Here is a 13912-nt window from a genome sequence, read left to right as displayed (position 1 = left end):
CGCTTACTTCCCGTTCCCGGTCGGATCCGGCAGTCGCCGCAGGAGTGCGCTACTCCACGCCGCGACAGGACTGCTGTTCATGAGTACGGCATAGTCCCCCGGCCGCTGCGACGTAGCCGCGGTTTCCAGGTTGAGTGCGACGTCGACGGATCCGAGGTGGCCGAACCGGGCCAGGTTCGCGCGGCACACCGGGTCGATGGGCACATCGAGGGCTTCCTGCCAGAACGCGAACGCACCGGCCGAAAGGTTCTGCATCAGATAAGTCCCTACCCTGTCGTGTTCCACACCGTTGCGTCCGAGAAGCGCACCATTGATGTCGGTGAAGCGTTTCCGGCTCTCGACGGCCAGCCGGAACGAGTACGTCGGCTCGTCCGTGCATTCCTCGGTCCAGTCGGCCTCGCGCACGTTCCGGTAGTCGATGCGGAACAGGTCGGAGTACTTCCCGTCGCTGCGGACGATCTGGTCGACGAGTTCGTATCGCCCAGTCCCCGACGTCGTCAGCAGCACCGCGGCCGCACCGTCCCCGAGCAGTGTCATCGGTGAGCGGTAGCGGGCTCGCGTGGGCGTCTTCGCCGCAGCGACGACCAGAACGTTGTGGCAGTGGGGGTCTCCCCGAAGTAATGCTGACGCCAGTGCGAATCCCGCGGAGATGGAAACGCAGCCCAGGTCACCGACGCCGGTAGTGAAGGCCTGAGTCGCGCCGAGCCGGTGTTGCAGCCGGGTGGCCTCGGAGGCGAGCAGATATTGCGGAACCCTCCCTTGCACGAGCAGGAGGGCATCGAGCTGGGTCGGGTCGATGTCCGCTGCGCCCAGCAACGCGGTGGCGGCGGCGTGAGCCATGTCCGACTCGGACTGGCCGATGCCGATCCGAACGGTGTCGATGCCGAGGGACAGGGCATGCTCGCGCTGCGCCACAGGAAGCTGATCGAGTTCCGGCAGACCCGCCACGGTGACCTCGTCGTCCGGGAACCACAGCGCGATCGAGTGCAGGGCGACGGGGGCGGTCATCGAACACCGCCGGCCAGCACGTACTCACCGATCTGCAATTCGGCGACCTCGGTGGCGCCCTCGATGATCTGCATGACCTTCGCGTCCCGGAAGAATCGGCCGACCCTGCTGTCTCCGGCGCATCCGGTGGCGCCGAGGATCTGGACTCCCTGCTGGCTCAGCGTCACGGCTGCGCGCGCAGCGGCGTACTTGGCGGCAACGGTGGTGAAGAGGGCGGTGTGCTCGCGTGCGTCGCGTTCCTGTGCGGCGCGTTCACAGAGGGCCCGCGCACCGGCGACCTCGACCCAACCGCGGCCGATCATCGACCGCACCGCGTCCTGCTCGGACAACACGGCCGTGCCCTGCACCCGGGTCGAGGCATGAGCCACCGCATCGGCGAGGCAGGCCCGGGCCATCCCCGCGCACCCCCACGCGATGGTGTACCGGCCGTGGTCGAGGGCTGTGCCGGTGACGTGGGACAGACCGAAACCGGGCGGCGCTATGACGTGGGTCGCGGGTATGGACACGTTGTCGAGTTCGATGTGCGCCACCCGTGTACCTCGCATGCCGAGCTGCCCCTGTACCGGTTCCACGGTGACCCCCGGCGAACTCGTTTCGACGAGTGCGGTCGTGAGGCCGCCGGACGTCTGTCCGAGGACCAGGAGTACGTCCGCGACCTGGCCGTAGGTGACCCACAGCTTCCTGCCCGACACCCGGTAATCGGAACCGGCGGGGTCGAAGGTGGTGGCCACGCAGGAGAGTTCGGTTCCGGCACCGGCCTCGGTCGCCGCGAACCCGGCGAGGAGCTCCCCGGTGGTCAGCACCGGCAGCCACTGCTCCCGTTGTTCGGCACTTCCCCACCGGTCGAGGGCGGCATTCACCATTCCCTGCACCGTGAGGAGCGACCGCAGCGACGTGCAGACAGCTCCGAGTCGTTCTGCCACCGAGCCCAGTTCGGCTGCGCTCAGGCCGAGGCCTTTGCAGGCGGGGGTCCGGTCCAGACCCAGGACACCTGCCCGGGCGGCGGCGTCGATCACCTCGGTAGGAAGCCCCGACTCGTCCCATGAAACCGCATCCGTCTCCGCTGCCGCGACGAGAGTGTCGATCCCGATCACGGCGACGCCCCGTCCGTGGCCCGAACCTGCTCGCCCCGCTTCCTCCGGATGAACTCGGCGACACGGGCAGCGGTGCGAAAGTTGTCGAGGTCGAGGTCCTCAACCTCGACCACGACGTCGTGGGAGCCCTCGATGTAGGTGACGATCTCCAGGGCCCGCAGAGAACTCACCAGGCCCAGCGTGAAGTAGTCGTCGTCGGGTCCGAGATCCGTCGACGTGATCGAACTGAGGTACTGCCGTAGCTGCTCGACCAACCCGTCAGAAGGCTCGGGCACAGGGGCGTGTGCTGTGTCCATGAGCGGGGGATGCCCACTTGGACCAGCGTTCAACCATCGCGGTGTCAGGCAGCGAGTAGTCGGGGCAGCCCCCATTCCCGCGCAAGCAGCTCGTAGGAACGCAATCGGTCCGCGTGGTCGTGGGTGACGCTGGTGACCACCAGTTCGTCGGCGGCGGTGACTTTCCGCAGGCTGTCGAGCCGGTCGGCAACGGTGGCGGGTGCCCCGACGAACTGCGTGATCAGCCGGTCCTCCACCGCTGCGCGTTCGGTCTCACCCAGCGGCGGGGTACGGCGGGGATCCGGATACGGGATCGCACCGTGCCCGCTTCGGATGCTGTGGGTCCAATGTCCGAAGGTCGATGCCAACTCCCGGGCTGCCGCGTCGTCCTCCGCCACCACGGCGTCCGCGGAGACGACGACGTACGGTTCCCGCAGTACCCGTGACGGCCGGAAGGCGGCCCTGTATGCCTCGACGGCGTCGATCGTCGTCGCCGGACTCACGTGGTAGTTGGCCCCGAAGGGCAGCCCGAGCCGCCCGGCGAGTTCTGCGCTCGGGCCCGCGCTGCTCCCGAACACCCACAGCTCGACGTCGGCGCCCTCCCCCGGACTCGCGTGGAGGTCGATGCCGTCCTCGGTGCGGTACGCGCCCTCGAGTAACGCGAGGATGTCGTCCACCTGGTCTTCGAACTCGGGTGACCGTGCCCCCGGCTGCTGTAGCACCGACATCGACGCCGTGAGCCGCGGTGACAACAGCAGTTCGGACGGGTCGAACGGCGCCGGAATCACGACGCCGTCCCGAATCTCGGTCGGACGCCGCGGCAACGAAGACTGGTGTCGGCGTTCGCCGACCGCCTGCAGTGCCTGCGCCCTGCGTTGACCCGACCGCCCCAGGCCGAGGTCCACGCGCCCCGGGTACAGGGCATCAACAGTTCCGAACGCTTCCACCACTGCTGCTGCCGTGGTGTGCCCCAGCTGGACGGCAGCGGCGCCGACACGCAATGTGCTCGTCGCCGCAGCGAGAATGCCGACCAGCACGGCGGGTGACGAACTTGCGACGCCGACGAAGTGATGCTCGGCAACCCAGTACCGCTTGTAGCCCCACAGCTCTGCGTGCTGGGCGAGGTCCACGGTGTTGCGCAGCGCGGCTCGGGCGGTGGATCCCTCGCTGACGGGCGACAGGTCGAGGACGGACAACGGGGTGACCATCTACTGCCGGTCCTGTTCGAATCCAGTGGCTTCCGACGCTGCGGTCATGATGCTCGTACTCCTTCGTTCTGGTGGTGCGGATGGCTCAGCCCGAGATGGCTGCGCAGGGTGGTGCCCGAGTATTCGGTGCGGAAACTGCCACGGTCCTGCAGGAGCGGCACCACCTTCTCGACGAACTCGTCGAGCCCGGCCGGTGTGAGGTGCGGCACGAGGATGAAACCGTCGCAGGCGTCCGACTGCACATAGTGGTCGATGTCCTCGGCCACCTGGGCCGGGGTGCCCACGAACTGCTGCCGGGCGGTGACCGCGATGATCAGCTCACGGATGCTGAGCTTCTCCGCCTCGGCTTTCGCCCGCCATGCCGAGGCGATCTCCCGCGGATCCTTCACGTGCCGGACACGGCCGCGGGTGATGTCCGGATTGTCGGCGGGTTCGACGTCCGGAAGGGGACCGTCCGGGTCGTATCCGGAAAGGTCACGTCCCCACACCTGCTCGAGGAATGCGATGGCTGTCTGGGGACCTACCTGCTGGTGCCGGATGTGATCGGCCCGTTCGGCGGCATCCGCCGCCGTATCACCCAGAACGAAGGTGGCCGCGGGGAGCACCTTGAGGTCCTCGGCTCTGCGCCCGTACTTCGCCAGTCTGCCCTTGACGTCGGAATAGAACGTGCGGCCGTCCTCGAGTGTGCCGTGCACGGTGAAGATGGCGTCGGCCTGAGCCGCCCCGAACTCGCGGCCCTCCTCAGAATCCCCCGCCTGCAGCAGCACCGGATGACCCTGGGGGCTGCGGGGTACCGTGAACCGTCCCCGCACATCGAACTGCGAACCCGAAAAGGCGACCTCACGGATCGACGACTCGTGCGCGAAAACCCCGTGCTCCCGGTCGATCACGAGCGCGTCCTGATCCCAGCTGTCCCAGAACTTCCGCGCGCCCTCGATCACTTCACTTGCGCGGACGTAGCGGTCTCTGCGGTCGAGATATCCCCCGCGCCGGAAGTTTTCGCCGGTGAAAGCGTCCGAGGAGGTGACCATGTTCCACGCAGCCCGGCCGTCCGACAAATGATCGAGTGACGCGAATTGCCGCGCCAATTCGTACGGTTCGTTGAAGGTGGTGTTGATCGTTCCGGCCAGGCCGAGGTGGGTCGTCGCCCCGGCCAGCGCACCGAGCACGGTCAGGGTGTCTGGCCGGCCGACGACGTCCAGGTCGTGGATCCGTCCGCGGTGCTCACGCAACCGCAGGCCCTCGGCGAGGAAGAAGAAGTCGAACAACCCGCGTTCCGCTGTTTTCGCCAGGTGCACGAACGAGTCGAAATCTATCTGGCTCTTCGACTCGGGGTCGCTCCACACCGTGGTGTTGTTCACCCCCGGGAAGTGCGCTGCGAGGTGTATCTGCTTGCGGGGCACCGGTCGCGATGTCGTCATGCCGAAAGTCCTGTTCGGGTGAAGTGATTGGTGGGACGGTCGAAGCCGAGGCGTTCCCGCAGTAAACGCACGTCGCCTCCGTCAGGTCGCAGTAGCGGCAGTACCGCCTCGGCGAGGGTGTCCAGTCCGGAGGGAAGCGCGAGCGGGCGGAAAGTCACGCCGTCCACCTCGCCCGCCCGCGCCACGTTCGCGACGAGATCGGCCAGTCCCGCCGCATCCCCCCGGTAGAGGAGCGATCGTGGTTCGTACCCGGTCCCGGCCCAGTTCTCGAGCTGGGCGAGGTCCCGGGCGGCGCCACTGTGGTCGGCGGCGAGCAGCACCTCCACGTCGAGAAGTATGCGGACCGCGCTCCTGTCGCGGCCCGCCTCGACCACGTCGCGGGAAATGTCCGCCGCAGCCCGCCCGGCCGCGTCGACGGTGAGGCCGCTGATGCGGATCACGTCGGCGTGCGATACGGCCACCCGGCGGGAATGTTCGTCGTGCACACCGAGCACGACCAGCGACTGGCCTTGTGGTGAGCGCGGTGTAATCGACGGCCCCTTCACGGAGAAGTGGGTTCCCTCGAAGTCGATGTAGTGCAGTTTGTCCCGGTCGACGAATCGGCCGGTGGCGACGTCGCGGATCTCGGCGTCGTCCTCCCAGCTGTCCCACAACAGACGCACGGCTTCGATGGCCTCGCTCGCCTCCGACCACAAATCTTCGTCGTCCTGGGGTTCCTTACGGCCGAACAGCTGGGCCTGGGCTCGACCGGCCGACACGTCGACCTGCCACCCCGCGCGACCCAGTGAGGCATGGTCGAGACTCGCGATGGCTTTCGAGACGTGGAACGGCTCGGTGTGGGTCACGGTCACCGTCGGGACCAGACCTATGGTCCGGGTGCTCGTCACAGCCCGTGACGCGATCGCGACAGCGTCGAGTTGCCCCCGCTGTTCGGCGTGACCCGTCGAGGCGAGGGCGAAGGAGTCACCGAGGAAGGCGAGGTCGATGCCGGCCCTGTCGGCAACTCCCAGGAGCCCGGTCCAGTAACCGGCCGTGAAGAGATCTTCTGCGCGCGAGTCGGGGCGACGCCACGCCTGCGGGTGCAGACCGGCGCCGTGCAGGTCGACGGCGATGAGGGGGTGGTGACGAAGTTCAGGCATGAATGGCTTCCTCCAGCTGTGCTGACGGTGGGCGAGCGATGGACCGCCCGGGGATCGCGTCGAGCAGCTCCCGGGTGTAGTCGTGACGTGGTGTTTCGAATATCTCGGCGGTGGTGCCGAATTCGAGGATGCGACCGGACCGCATCACGGCGACCGTGTCACTGATCTGCCGGACCACCGCGAGATCGTGCGAGATGAACAGGTAGCTGAGGCCGAGTTCGCGCTGGAGGGTCTCCAGTAGATCGAGTATCTGCGCCTGCACCGAAACGTCCAGAGCGGACACCGGCTCGTCGAGCACGAGAAGTTCCGGGTGCAGTGACAGCGCCCGGGCAATGGCGACCCGTTGACGCTGGCCGCCGGACAGTTCTGCGGGTTTCCGTGCGAGGTAGCTGCGCGGCAGCGCCACCTGTTCGAGGAGTTCGGCGACCCGCTCCGCTCGTTCGGCCTTGCTCCCGATCCCGAAGGCGCCGAGCGGTTCGGCCACGATGTCGGCGACGGCGAGTTTGGGATCGAGCGAGGCGTACGGATTCTGGTAGACGAGTTGAACTCGCCGGCGGAGGGCACGCAGGGCGCCACCCCGCAGCGTCGTGATGTCCGCTCCGTCGAACTCGATGCTGCCACGAGACGGCGTCTCCAGTCGGATCGCGATGCGGGCCACCGTCGACTTGCCGGATCCCGACTCGCCGACCAGGGACAGCGTGCGACCGCGCGGAACCTCGAAGGACACGTCCTCGACGGCCTCGATCGCTGTCTTCCGGTCGATCCGGAATGTTTTCGACACCCCCGAGACGCGCAGGAGCGGGTCGGCCACGGTGGACGAGTGGTCTGTGCGCCGGGGTGCCGCGGACAGGCTGGGCGCGGCTGCCAGTAGTGCGCGCGTGTACGCATGCTGCGGCTGCGTCAGGATCTCCCGGGTGGGCCCCGACTCCACCACCTCGCCGCGGTTCATCACGATGATCCGGTCGGCGCGGTCGGCCGCGACACCCAGGTCGTGCGTGATCAACAGGACTGCGGTCCCCGACTCGGCGGTACGCGCAGCCAGGTGATCGAGGATCCGGCGTTGAACCGTGACGTCGAGTGCGCTGGTGGGCTCGTCCGCGATCACCAGTTCGGGGTTGCAGGCCAACGCGATTCCGATCAGGACGCGCTGCCGCTGGCCGCCCGACAGGTCCTGCGGATACTGCCGGGCACGCACCTCGGGCTTGTCGATCCCGGCCTCGGCGAGAATGCGCACCGCCTCGATTCCGGCCGTCCGCCGGTCGGCGAGACCGTGCACCCGCAGCACCTCGGCGACCTGAACCCCCACCCTGATCACCGGGTTGAGCGAGGTCGTCGGGTCCTGTGGCACCACCCCGATCCTGGCGCCGCGGATGCGCCCCAGTGCGCGCTCGGGCAGGGTGTCGAGGCGCTCGCCGTCGAAGGTGACGGTGCCGCCGATCGCGCGTCCGCTCCCCGCCAGTAGCCCGAGAATCGCGTGCGCGGTGGTCGACTTACCGGAGCCGGACTCGCCCACCACGGCCACCACTTCCCCGCGCGAGACCGTAAGGTCGACGCCCGTCACGGCCAGAACTGGATCGCTCACGCTCCCGTACGCCACCCGCAGTCCGGAGACCTGCAGCAGCGGGGTGTCGTTCGTGCTCATCGCGACTCTCTCTGTTCGAGTGCATGCCCGAGGCGGTGTGCCGACAGCACGACGGCCACGATCACCAGGCCGGGCAAGGTGGTCATCCACCACGCCGTCGCGAGGTAGTTGCGGCCCTCGGAGATCAGCGAACCCCACTCGGGTGTCGGTGGTACCGCCCCGAATCCGAGGAAGCTCAACGACGACACCGCGAGGACCGCCATGCCGAACTCCACGGCGGCGAGGGCGACGACGGGTGCGTAGGAGTTCCGCAGGATGTGCCGGTGGAGCACCGTGTGCCACCGGACTCCCGACGCGAACGCGGCCTCGACGTAGAGTGACCGGCGCACTCGCAGCACCTCTGACCGCATCACACGGGCGAAGTTCGCGATCAGGGAAACACCCACGGCCACAGCGACGTTGACGGTGCCGAATCCCAGGGCCGTGACCAGTGCGAGGGAGAGCAGCAATGCCGGAATGGACAGCAACACATCGACGAGTCTCATCAACACCGCATCGACCGCTCCCCCGGCCGCACCGGACAGCAGACCGATCAGCGAACCGACAACCAGGGCGATACCCACCGCCAGTAGGGTTGCGGTGAGCGAGAGTCCGGCACCGTGAACGACTCGGGTGTACACGTCCCGGCCGATGTTGTCGGTCCCGAACCAGTGCGCGGCGCTCGGGGCCTGCAGCTTCTGCGCGGGCACGCCGGTGAGTGGGTTGCCGCCCGCGAATACGGAGGGCGCCACCGCACACCCGACAGCAAGCAGGAGCACGACGGCGGAAGTCACGAGCACGAGATTGCGACGCAACCAGGCCGTGACACTGCGCCGGCGGGTAACAGGGAAGAACCCGGCCACGGGTGTGACTATGCGCGGAGACGCGCCGACATCGACGACCTCGCCCGTCACCTCCCTGGTGAGGATGTCAGACATGAACGATCTCCTCCTTTTTCGTGTGCTCCGTGCTCGCCCGCTTCCTGCCCTCGACGATTCGCGGATCGATCAGCGGGTAGAGCAGATCCACGGCGAGGTTGACGAGGACGTAGGCAAGCGAGCTCAGTACCACGATTCCCTGGACCACCGGAATATCCTGCGCCATCACGGAAGTCTGCGTGAGCCGCCCGACTCCGGCTCGTGAAAACACCGTTTCGACGACCACGGACCCGGCCAGCAGCGTGCCCACCAATACTCCGGCGATGGTGAAGGCGGGGATGCTCGACAACCGCAGCGCGTGCCGGGTCTGGATCCTCCACCGGGAGGCTCCTTTCGCCCGGGCGGTGTCGATGAACGGCTGCCGCCACGTGGTCTGCAGACTCGCGGCGAGCACCTGGGCGATCACGGCGCCGGTCGGCAGCGCGAGAGTGACCGCGGGAAGCACCAGGGTCGCGATTCCCTGGTCGCCGAACGCCGGAAAGGCTTTCAATCGAAACGAGAACAGCTGCAGCAGAATAAGACCTACCCAGAACGTCGGCACCGCGACACCGAGCGGGGGCAGCGAGAACAACAGATTCCGTACCCCGCGCACCCTGGTGTACGTGGCGACGAACGCTACCGCGGTCCCGAACACCACGGCGAGAACGAGCGCCACGGACGCGAGCGCGAGGGTGCTGGGCACCGCGTTCCCGATGGCCTCGGTCACCGACTGCCCGGTGGCGATCGAGTATCCGAAGTCACCGCGAACGGAGTGGCTCAGGGAGTTCCAGTACTGCACCCATACCGGCTGGTCCAGGCCGTACCGCGCCTGCAACTCCGCAACGGCCGCCGCATCGACCGTCGTCCCCGCTGTTGCGGAATCGACCGCGATGCTCACGGGGTCCGAAGGCAGTAGGAACAGGACTGCGAACGACACGGTGAATGTTGCCCACAGCACGCCCAACGCCTGCAGGACACGGGATCCGAGGTATCGAGTCATCTTCTAGCGTCCACTGATCCAGGTATCGAAGAACTGGAGCCTGGCCGAGGCCTCGAACTTCAGATCCTGCACGTCCGGTCCTGCGCCGATCGCCTGCGACAGCTCCACGGTGGGAATCCACAGGCCGTTGTCGAGCACCTGCTGCTGGGCGTCGGCGAGAAGTGCGTTCCGCTCGGTGGTGTCGGTGGTGGCGAGTTGCTTTGCAAGCACGTCGTCGAGCGCGGGAATCGGGCCACGGCTGTTGAGGTTGCGGCCGTCGAGTCCGAACTGGGTACGCAGAATGTCACCGTCGGCGCGGGTGCTGTTGTAATAGGTGGCGTCGAAGTCCTTGGCATTCTGGCGAGCGGTGGCCTCCGGAGTGGCCACGAGATTCAGCTGCAGATCTACTCCCACCGCTGTGAGCTGCTGCTGCACCAGTTCGAGGATTGCCTGGTTGCCGGCAAACACGGAGCTGAACAGAACGGGGAAGCTCAGCCTCTGACCGCTCTTCTCCCGGATGCCGTCGGCACCGGGAACCCAACCCGCCTGATCCAGGATGGACTTGGCCTTCTCCGGGTCGTACGTCACGTCCGGCAGCGCCACGTAGCCGGGGGTGCGGCTGGCCAGCGTGCTGGTGGCGGGCGTGAAGTTGGGGCCGAGCACGGTGTCGACCAGTTCCTGCCGGTTGATCGCCGAGACCAGCGCACTGCGCACGACGGGATCCACGAGCGGTCCGCGAGTCACGTTGGGCTGGAATCCGAATGGCGTACCCGGGTTCGATGTGGTGAGCACCTGCCCACCGGCGCCTTCGATCTGCGGGGCATCCTGCGGCAGCGCATCGCTGATCGCGTCCAGCTGTCCCGAGGACAGGCTGCCCGTACGGACACCGGATTCGGGCACCACGCTGAACTCGATGGTGTCGAGGTAGGCCTCGCCGGCGTGACCGAACACGTCTGAGCCCCAGCTGTATCCGGCCCGCTTGGCGAGGGTCACCGACTTGTCCTGCTGGTAGTCGGCGTACGTGAACGGCCCGGTTCCCGAGATGTTGCCGGTGCAGCGCTCCTCCGCCGGCTTGGCGACGGACGCATCCGACAGAATGCCCAGCTGCGGGGTGGACGATGCCTGCAGGAACTGGGCGTTGGGTGCCGAGAAGTTGACCTGCGCGGTGCGCGCATCGATCACGGTGGTCCCGATGTATCCGGTCAGGTAGCTGGCGGCCAGTGGCGCCTTGGCCCCGGTGAGGGTGTTGACGAGCGCGTCGAAATTCTTCTTCACCGACTCAGCAGTGAGGGGCGTTCCGTCGCTGAAGGTGACGCCCTCCTTCAGGCGAAAGGTGAAGGCGGAGGCGTCGGCGTTCAGTTCCCAGGTCTCCGCGAGCCACGGCGTCAGTTCACCTGTTCGGGGATCCTGATCAGTGAGCGAATCGACCACCTGGCGAGTCACGTAGATCGTCTGGTTCGTGCCGGACTGTGCGGGGTCGGCGCATGTGGGCGCCTGGGACAGGCCGTAGCGGAGTGTGCCGCCCGGTTGCGCGGGACCCGCATCCGCGGAGGAACTGCTGGAACCGCCACCGCAGGCGGTGAGCGCCGTGGCCAGCACGGCGGCGACGCCGATACCTGCTGCGATGCGGGCTTTTCCGCGGAAGGTCGGGGACAAGGACACAAGCACTGAGGACACCGATAGCTCCGTAATTTCGACGACAGGCACGAATGACACCCGGGATTCGGGGACGCTCACGTGCACGGAAGGGTTGCGAGGGATCGGCTCGGAATGGTCGCGCGCAACGCGGGCGCCACGTCTGCCTGGAAGAGCTCGAGACTTTCGCGGTGCTGCTTGTCGCTTGTCCCCACTCGATCGGCCCCGAGGTGGATCACTTCGTGGCCGAACTGCTCGTGGTACCGCGCGACCTTGTCGATCACCTGCTCCGGACTGCCGATGAGCGCCGAGCTTCGCTCCACGAAGTCTTCGACCGTGTCGAACACCACGGGCAGTCCGGTCCTGCGCGCGAACTCGATCCTTGCGGCATGGATCGGCCGCCAGGTGTCGACGGCGTCCTGCGACTTCGGCGTCACATAGAAGCCCGCAGTCCCGGCGCCGACCAGAGCGTCAGCGGGGTCGCGGCCGTAGTCGATCCACCGCTCGCGATAGTGGCGAATGAGTTCGGCATACGGCTCGACAGGGTTGGTGACGTTGGCGGAAAAGAGTGGATCACCGTAGCGAGCGGCCAAGTCGACCGACTCCTCACTCGTGGCACTGCCGTGCCAGATCCGGATCCGGGGCTGGAGTGGTCGCGGAAGCGCGACAGCGTGTTCGAGACGCGGACGGAAGCTGCCTTCCCACGTCACGTCCTCGCTCTCCCACAGTTGCCGGAACAGTTCGTACCCCTCGCGATTGCGATCCCACTGGTCGTCGGGGGTCACGGAGAACAGTTCGGCCTGGGCCGTGCCGTTTCCCTTGCCGATGATCAGCTGCAGGCGGCCGCCCGACAGGTTGTCCAGCGTCGAATAGTCCTCGAAGGCCCGGACCGGGTCGAGCAGGCTGAGCGTGGTCACGGCTGTCCACAACTGCAATGTGGTGGTACGCGCCGCGATCGCGCTGAGCACGACGGGCGGTGCCGAAGACAGGAACGGATGTTCGTGCCGCTCACCGACAGCGAACCCGTCGTACCCGAGTTGTTCGGCGAGGACCGCCGAATCGACTACTTCCCGCAATCGCGTCGCAGTGTCGACTTTCTCGCCGGTTACCGGGTCGGGCTGATGCGTGACGAGAGTCATCAGGAGAAACTTCATGCCGACTGGAACTTCCTCGACGCCGACGAGGGAGCGGGCACAGCCTTCTCGAAGGCGTGCACCCCGAGTGCACCGTCGTCGAGGCTGTCCTCCACGGGTCGGGGCGCACTTATGACAGACATCACTACACGGCCTTTCATCGAGGCGAGGATCGAGAGGGAAGCGCACTTCCACGCTCCCCGTGGACACGCGCGAGAGACTCACCGAGCGCTGCGCCCGGTGAGCTGAGAGGTGGGCCTACGTCAACAACCGCAAGACTTGGTGCGGCACAGATCGATGTGCCGTCTGCGCCAGGTGCTGCGTGCGGGGTGAGTCATGTGATGCCTTCCATCGATCCTGGCGGTAGCACCCACACCCGAAACAATGTCGGAAGGGTTGCTGCGACGTCGACGAGCCAGGTCTCTCGGTCGCTCTGGATGGTTGACGCGAACACTATCCGCATCACGCCACCTCGTCAACACGTGAATTCCCCTGCCACACAGGGGAAACCCGAAGAACCCACGCAATCGGATCAGGCTGCGTGCAATTGCTGACACCGGCCGCGCCATGAGGTTGGATGGGGTGGGCACCTCTCTACGGGGCCGCGTCTCCGGAACCCGGGCGCGGGGTGCCAGACGTCCCTTGTAACGTCGCCCCGGTGACTCCACTCGAAGCCATTGCGATCCTCGTTGCCGGCATCGGCGCAGGTGCGATCAACGCGGTCGTCGGCAGCGGCACGCTCATCACCTTCCCGACCCTGGTGGCGTTCGGGTTTCCACCCGTGACCGCCACGATGTCGAATGCGGTGGGGTTGGTCGCCGGCGGCGTCTCCGGCACCTGGGGTTACCGGCGAGAGTTGGCCGGGCAGGGGTCCCGGCTGCGCTGGCAGATCCCGGCGTCACTGTGCGGTGCAATTCTCGGCGCTTGGTTGTTGCTGCACCTGCCCGAATCGGTGTTCGAGTTCATCGTCCCTGTGTTGTTGGTCCTGGCGCTCGTGCTCGTGGTGTTGCAGCCGCGGATCCAGGCGTGGGCGAAGGAGCGCGGTAGCCACGAAGCCGGCCTCAGCCGGCCGCGTCTGCTGTTGCTGACGGCCGGCACGTTCGCGGTCGGGGTGTACGGCGGGTATTTCACCGCAGCGCAGGGCATCCTTCTGATGGGTGTGATGGGGGCGATCCTCCCCGAGAGTCTGCAGCGGATGAACGGCGCGAAGAACCTGCTCTCCCTGCTCGTCAACATCGTCGCCGCGCTCGCGTACACGCTCGTCGCCTTCGACCGGATCAGCTGGGCCGCCGCGGGCCTCATCGCGGTCGGTTCGCTCCTCGGCGGAGTGCTCGGGGCCCGCTACGGCCGTCGCCTGTCCCCCACCGCACTCCGGGTGACCATCGTGGTGGTCGGCCTGATCGGGCTGGGCCGGCTCCTGGCGTAGTCGCGCATGCCGCCTGGTGCTGCCTCATACTGGGTCGGTGAGCACAACAGATGTAG

General features: G+C 67.1%; 12 protein-coding genes and 1 riboswitch. Of the genes, 1 reads left to right on the top strand and 11 read right to left on the bottom strand.

Features of this window, described 5'->3' with window-relative positions; genetic code table 11:
* Window positions 1–3: 3 nt before the first annotated feature.
* The 11 genes from ACH49N_RS28625 to ACH49N_RS28575 all read right to left on the bottom strand — a co-directional run bounded on the left by ACH49N_RS28625 (window position 4) and on the right by ACH49N_RS28575 (window position 12451).
* Window positions 4–1008 carry a 3-oxoacyl-ACP synthase gene (locus ACH49N_RS28625; protein ID WP_358270791.1) on the bottom strand — a complete coding sequence of 335 codons (1005 nt, stop codon included), beginning with the start codon at window positions 1006–1008 and terminating at the stop codon, window positions 4–6.
* Complete coding sequence (locus ACH49N_RS28620) at window positions 1005–2102, bottom strand: acyl-CoA dehydrogenase family protein (protein WP_358270792.1); 1098 nt, start codon at window positions 2100–2102, stop codon at window positions 1005–1007. The genes ACH49N_RS28625 and ACH49N_RS28620 overlap by 4 nt, the downstream gene beginning before the upstream one ends.
* Window positions 2099–2398, bottom strand: coding sequence for an acyl carrier protein (locus ACH49N_RS28615; RefSeq protein WP_159920038.1), 300 nt, complete (start codon window positions 2396–2398; stop codon window positions 2099–2101). The genes ACH49N_RS28620 and ACH49N_RS28615 overlap by 4 nt, the downstream gene beginning before the upstream one ends.
* A 44-nt stretch (window positions 2399–2442) precedes the next feature.
* Window positions 2443–3585 carry an LLM class flavin-dependent oxidoreductase gene (locus ACH49N_RS28610; RefSeq protein ID WP_358270794.1) on the bottom strand — a complete coding sequence of 381 codons (1143 nt, stop codon included), beginning with the start codon at window positions 3583–3585 and terminating at the stop codon, window positions 2443–2445.
* Between the two features lie 44 nt (window positions 3586–3629).
* Window positions 3630–5006 carry an NtaA/DmoA family FMN-dependent monooxygenase gene (locus ACH49N_RS28605; protein ID WP_250774932.1) on the bottom strand — a complete coding sequence of 459 codons (1377 nt, stop codon included), beginning with the start codon at window positions 5004–5006 and terminating at the stop codon, window positions 3630–3632.
* Window positions 5003–6145, bottom strand: a complete 1143-nt coding sequence (locus tag ACH49N_RS28600; protein ID WP_250774928.1) for an LLM class flavin-dependent oxidoreductase — start codon at window positions 6143–6145, stop codon at window positions 5003–5005. The genes ACH49N_RS28605 and ACH49N_RS28600 overlap by 4 nt, the downstream gene beginning before the upstream one ends.
* On the bottom strand, window positions 6138–7787 hold the full coding sequence (locus ACH49N_RS28595; protein WP_250774926.1) for an ABC transporter ATP-binding protein: 1650 nt from the start codon (window positions 7785–7787) through the stop codon (window positions 6138–6140). The genes ACH49N_RS28600 and ACH49N_RS28595 overlap by 8 nt, the downstream gene beginning before the upstream one ends.
* Complete coding sequence (locus ACH49N_RS28590; RefSeq protein WP_358270797.1) at window positions 7784–8704, bottom strand: ABC transporter permease; 921 nt, start codon at window positions 8702–8704, stop codon at window positions 7784–7786. The genes ACH49N_RS28595 and ACH49N_RS28590 overlap by 4 nt, the downstream gene beginning before the upstream one ends.
* Window positions 8697–9683 carry an ABC transporter permease gene (locus ACH49N_RS28585; RefSeq protein ID WP_358270798.1) on the bottom strand — a complete coding sequence of 329 codons (987 nt, stop codon included), beginning with the start codon at window positions 9681–9683 and terminating at the stop codon, window positions 8697–8699. Before ACH49N_RS28585 ends, ACH49N_RS28590 begins: the two co-directional genes overlap by 8 nt.
* 3 nt (window positions 9684–9686) lie before the next feature.
* Complete coding sequence (locus ACH49N_RS28580) at window positions 9687–11318, bottom strand: ABC transporter substrate-binding protein (RefSeq protein WP_358271394.1); 1632 nt, start codon at window positions 11316–11318, stop codon at window positions 9687–9689.
* A 77-nt stretch (window positions 11319–11395) separates the two neighbouring features.
* Complete coding sequence (locus ACH49N_RS28575; protein ID WP_358270800.1) at window positions 11396–12451, bottom strand: LLM class flavin-dependent oxidoreductase; 1056 nt, start codon at window positions 12449–12451, stop codon at window positions 11396–11398.
* Between the two features lie 324 nt (window positions 12452–12775).
* A riboswitch (SAM riboswitch) is annotated at window positions 12776–12874 on the bottom strand.
* A gap of 214 nt (window positions 12875–13088) precedes the next feature.
* Between ACH49N_RS28575 and ACH49N_RS28570 the strand changes: the two genes are divergently transcribed.
* Window positions 13089–13856 (top strand): sulfite exporter TauE/SafE family protein, encoded by a 768-nt coding sequence (locus tag ACH49N_RS28570; RefSeq protein ID WP_250774921.1) that lies wholly within the window; start codon window positions 13089–13091, stop codon window positions 13854–13856.
* The last annotated feature ends 56 nt before the right edge of the window (window positions 13857–13912 follow it).

It is taken from the genome of Rhodococcus sp. NPDC019647 (assembly GCF_044389235.1).
GTDB lineage: Bacteria > Actinomycetota > Actinomycetes > Mycobacteriales > Mycobacteriaceae > Rhodococcus_F > Rhodococcus_F oxybenzonivorans.
Note: the sequence above shows the minus strand (reverse complement) of the source record. Positions and strands in the feature narration are given on the sequence as shown.

Excerpts from the sequence above, each read along its gene's own strand:
- ACH49N_RS28625 (WP_358270791.1), bottom strand. The coding sequence starts at position 1,008 with ATGACCGCCCCCGTCGCCCTGCACTCGATCGCGCTGTGGTTCCCGGAC.
- ACH49N_RS28615 (WP_159920038.1), bottom strand. The coding sequence starts at position 2,398 with ATGGACACAGCACACGCCCCTGTGCCCGAGCCTTCTGACGGGTTGGTC.
- ACH49N_RS28610 (WP_358270794.1), bottom strand. The coding sequence starts at position 3,585 with ATGGTCACCCCGTTGTCCGTCCTCGACCTGTCGCCCGTCAGCGAGGGA.
- ACH49N_RS28605 (WP_250774932.1), bottom strand. The coding sequence starts at position 5,006 with ATGACGACATCGCGACCGGTGCCCCGCAAGCAGATACACCTCGCAGCG.
- ACH49N_RS28600 (WP_250774928.1), bottom strand. The coding sequence starts at position 6,145 with ATGCCTGAACTTCGTCACCACCCCCTCATCGCCGTCGACCTGCACGGC.
- ACH49N_RS28595 (WP_250774926.1), bottom strand. The coding sequence starts at position 7,787 with ATGAGCACGAACGACACCCCGCTGCTGCAGGTCTCCGGACTGCGGGTG.
- ACH49N_RS28590 (WP_358270797.1), bottom strand. The coding sequence starts at position 8,704 with ATGTCTGACATCCTCACCAGGGAGGTGACGGGCGAGGTCGTCGATGTC.
- ACH49N_RS28585 (WP_358270798.1), bottom strand. The coding sequence starts at position 9,683 with ATGACTCGATACCTCGGATCCCGTGTCCTGCAGGCGTTGGGCGTGCTG.
- ACH49N_RS28575 (WP_358270800.1), bottom strand. The coding sequence starts at position 12,451 with ATGAAGTTTCTCCTGATGACTCTCGTCACGCATCAGCCCGACCCGGTA.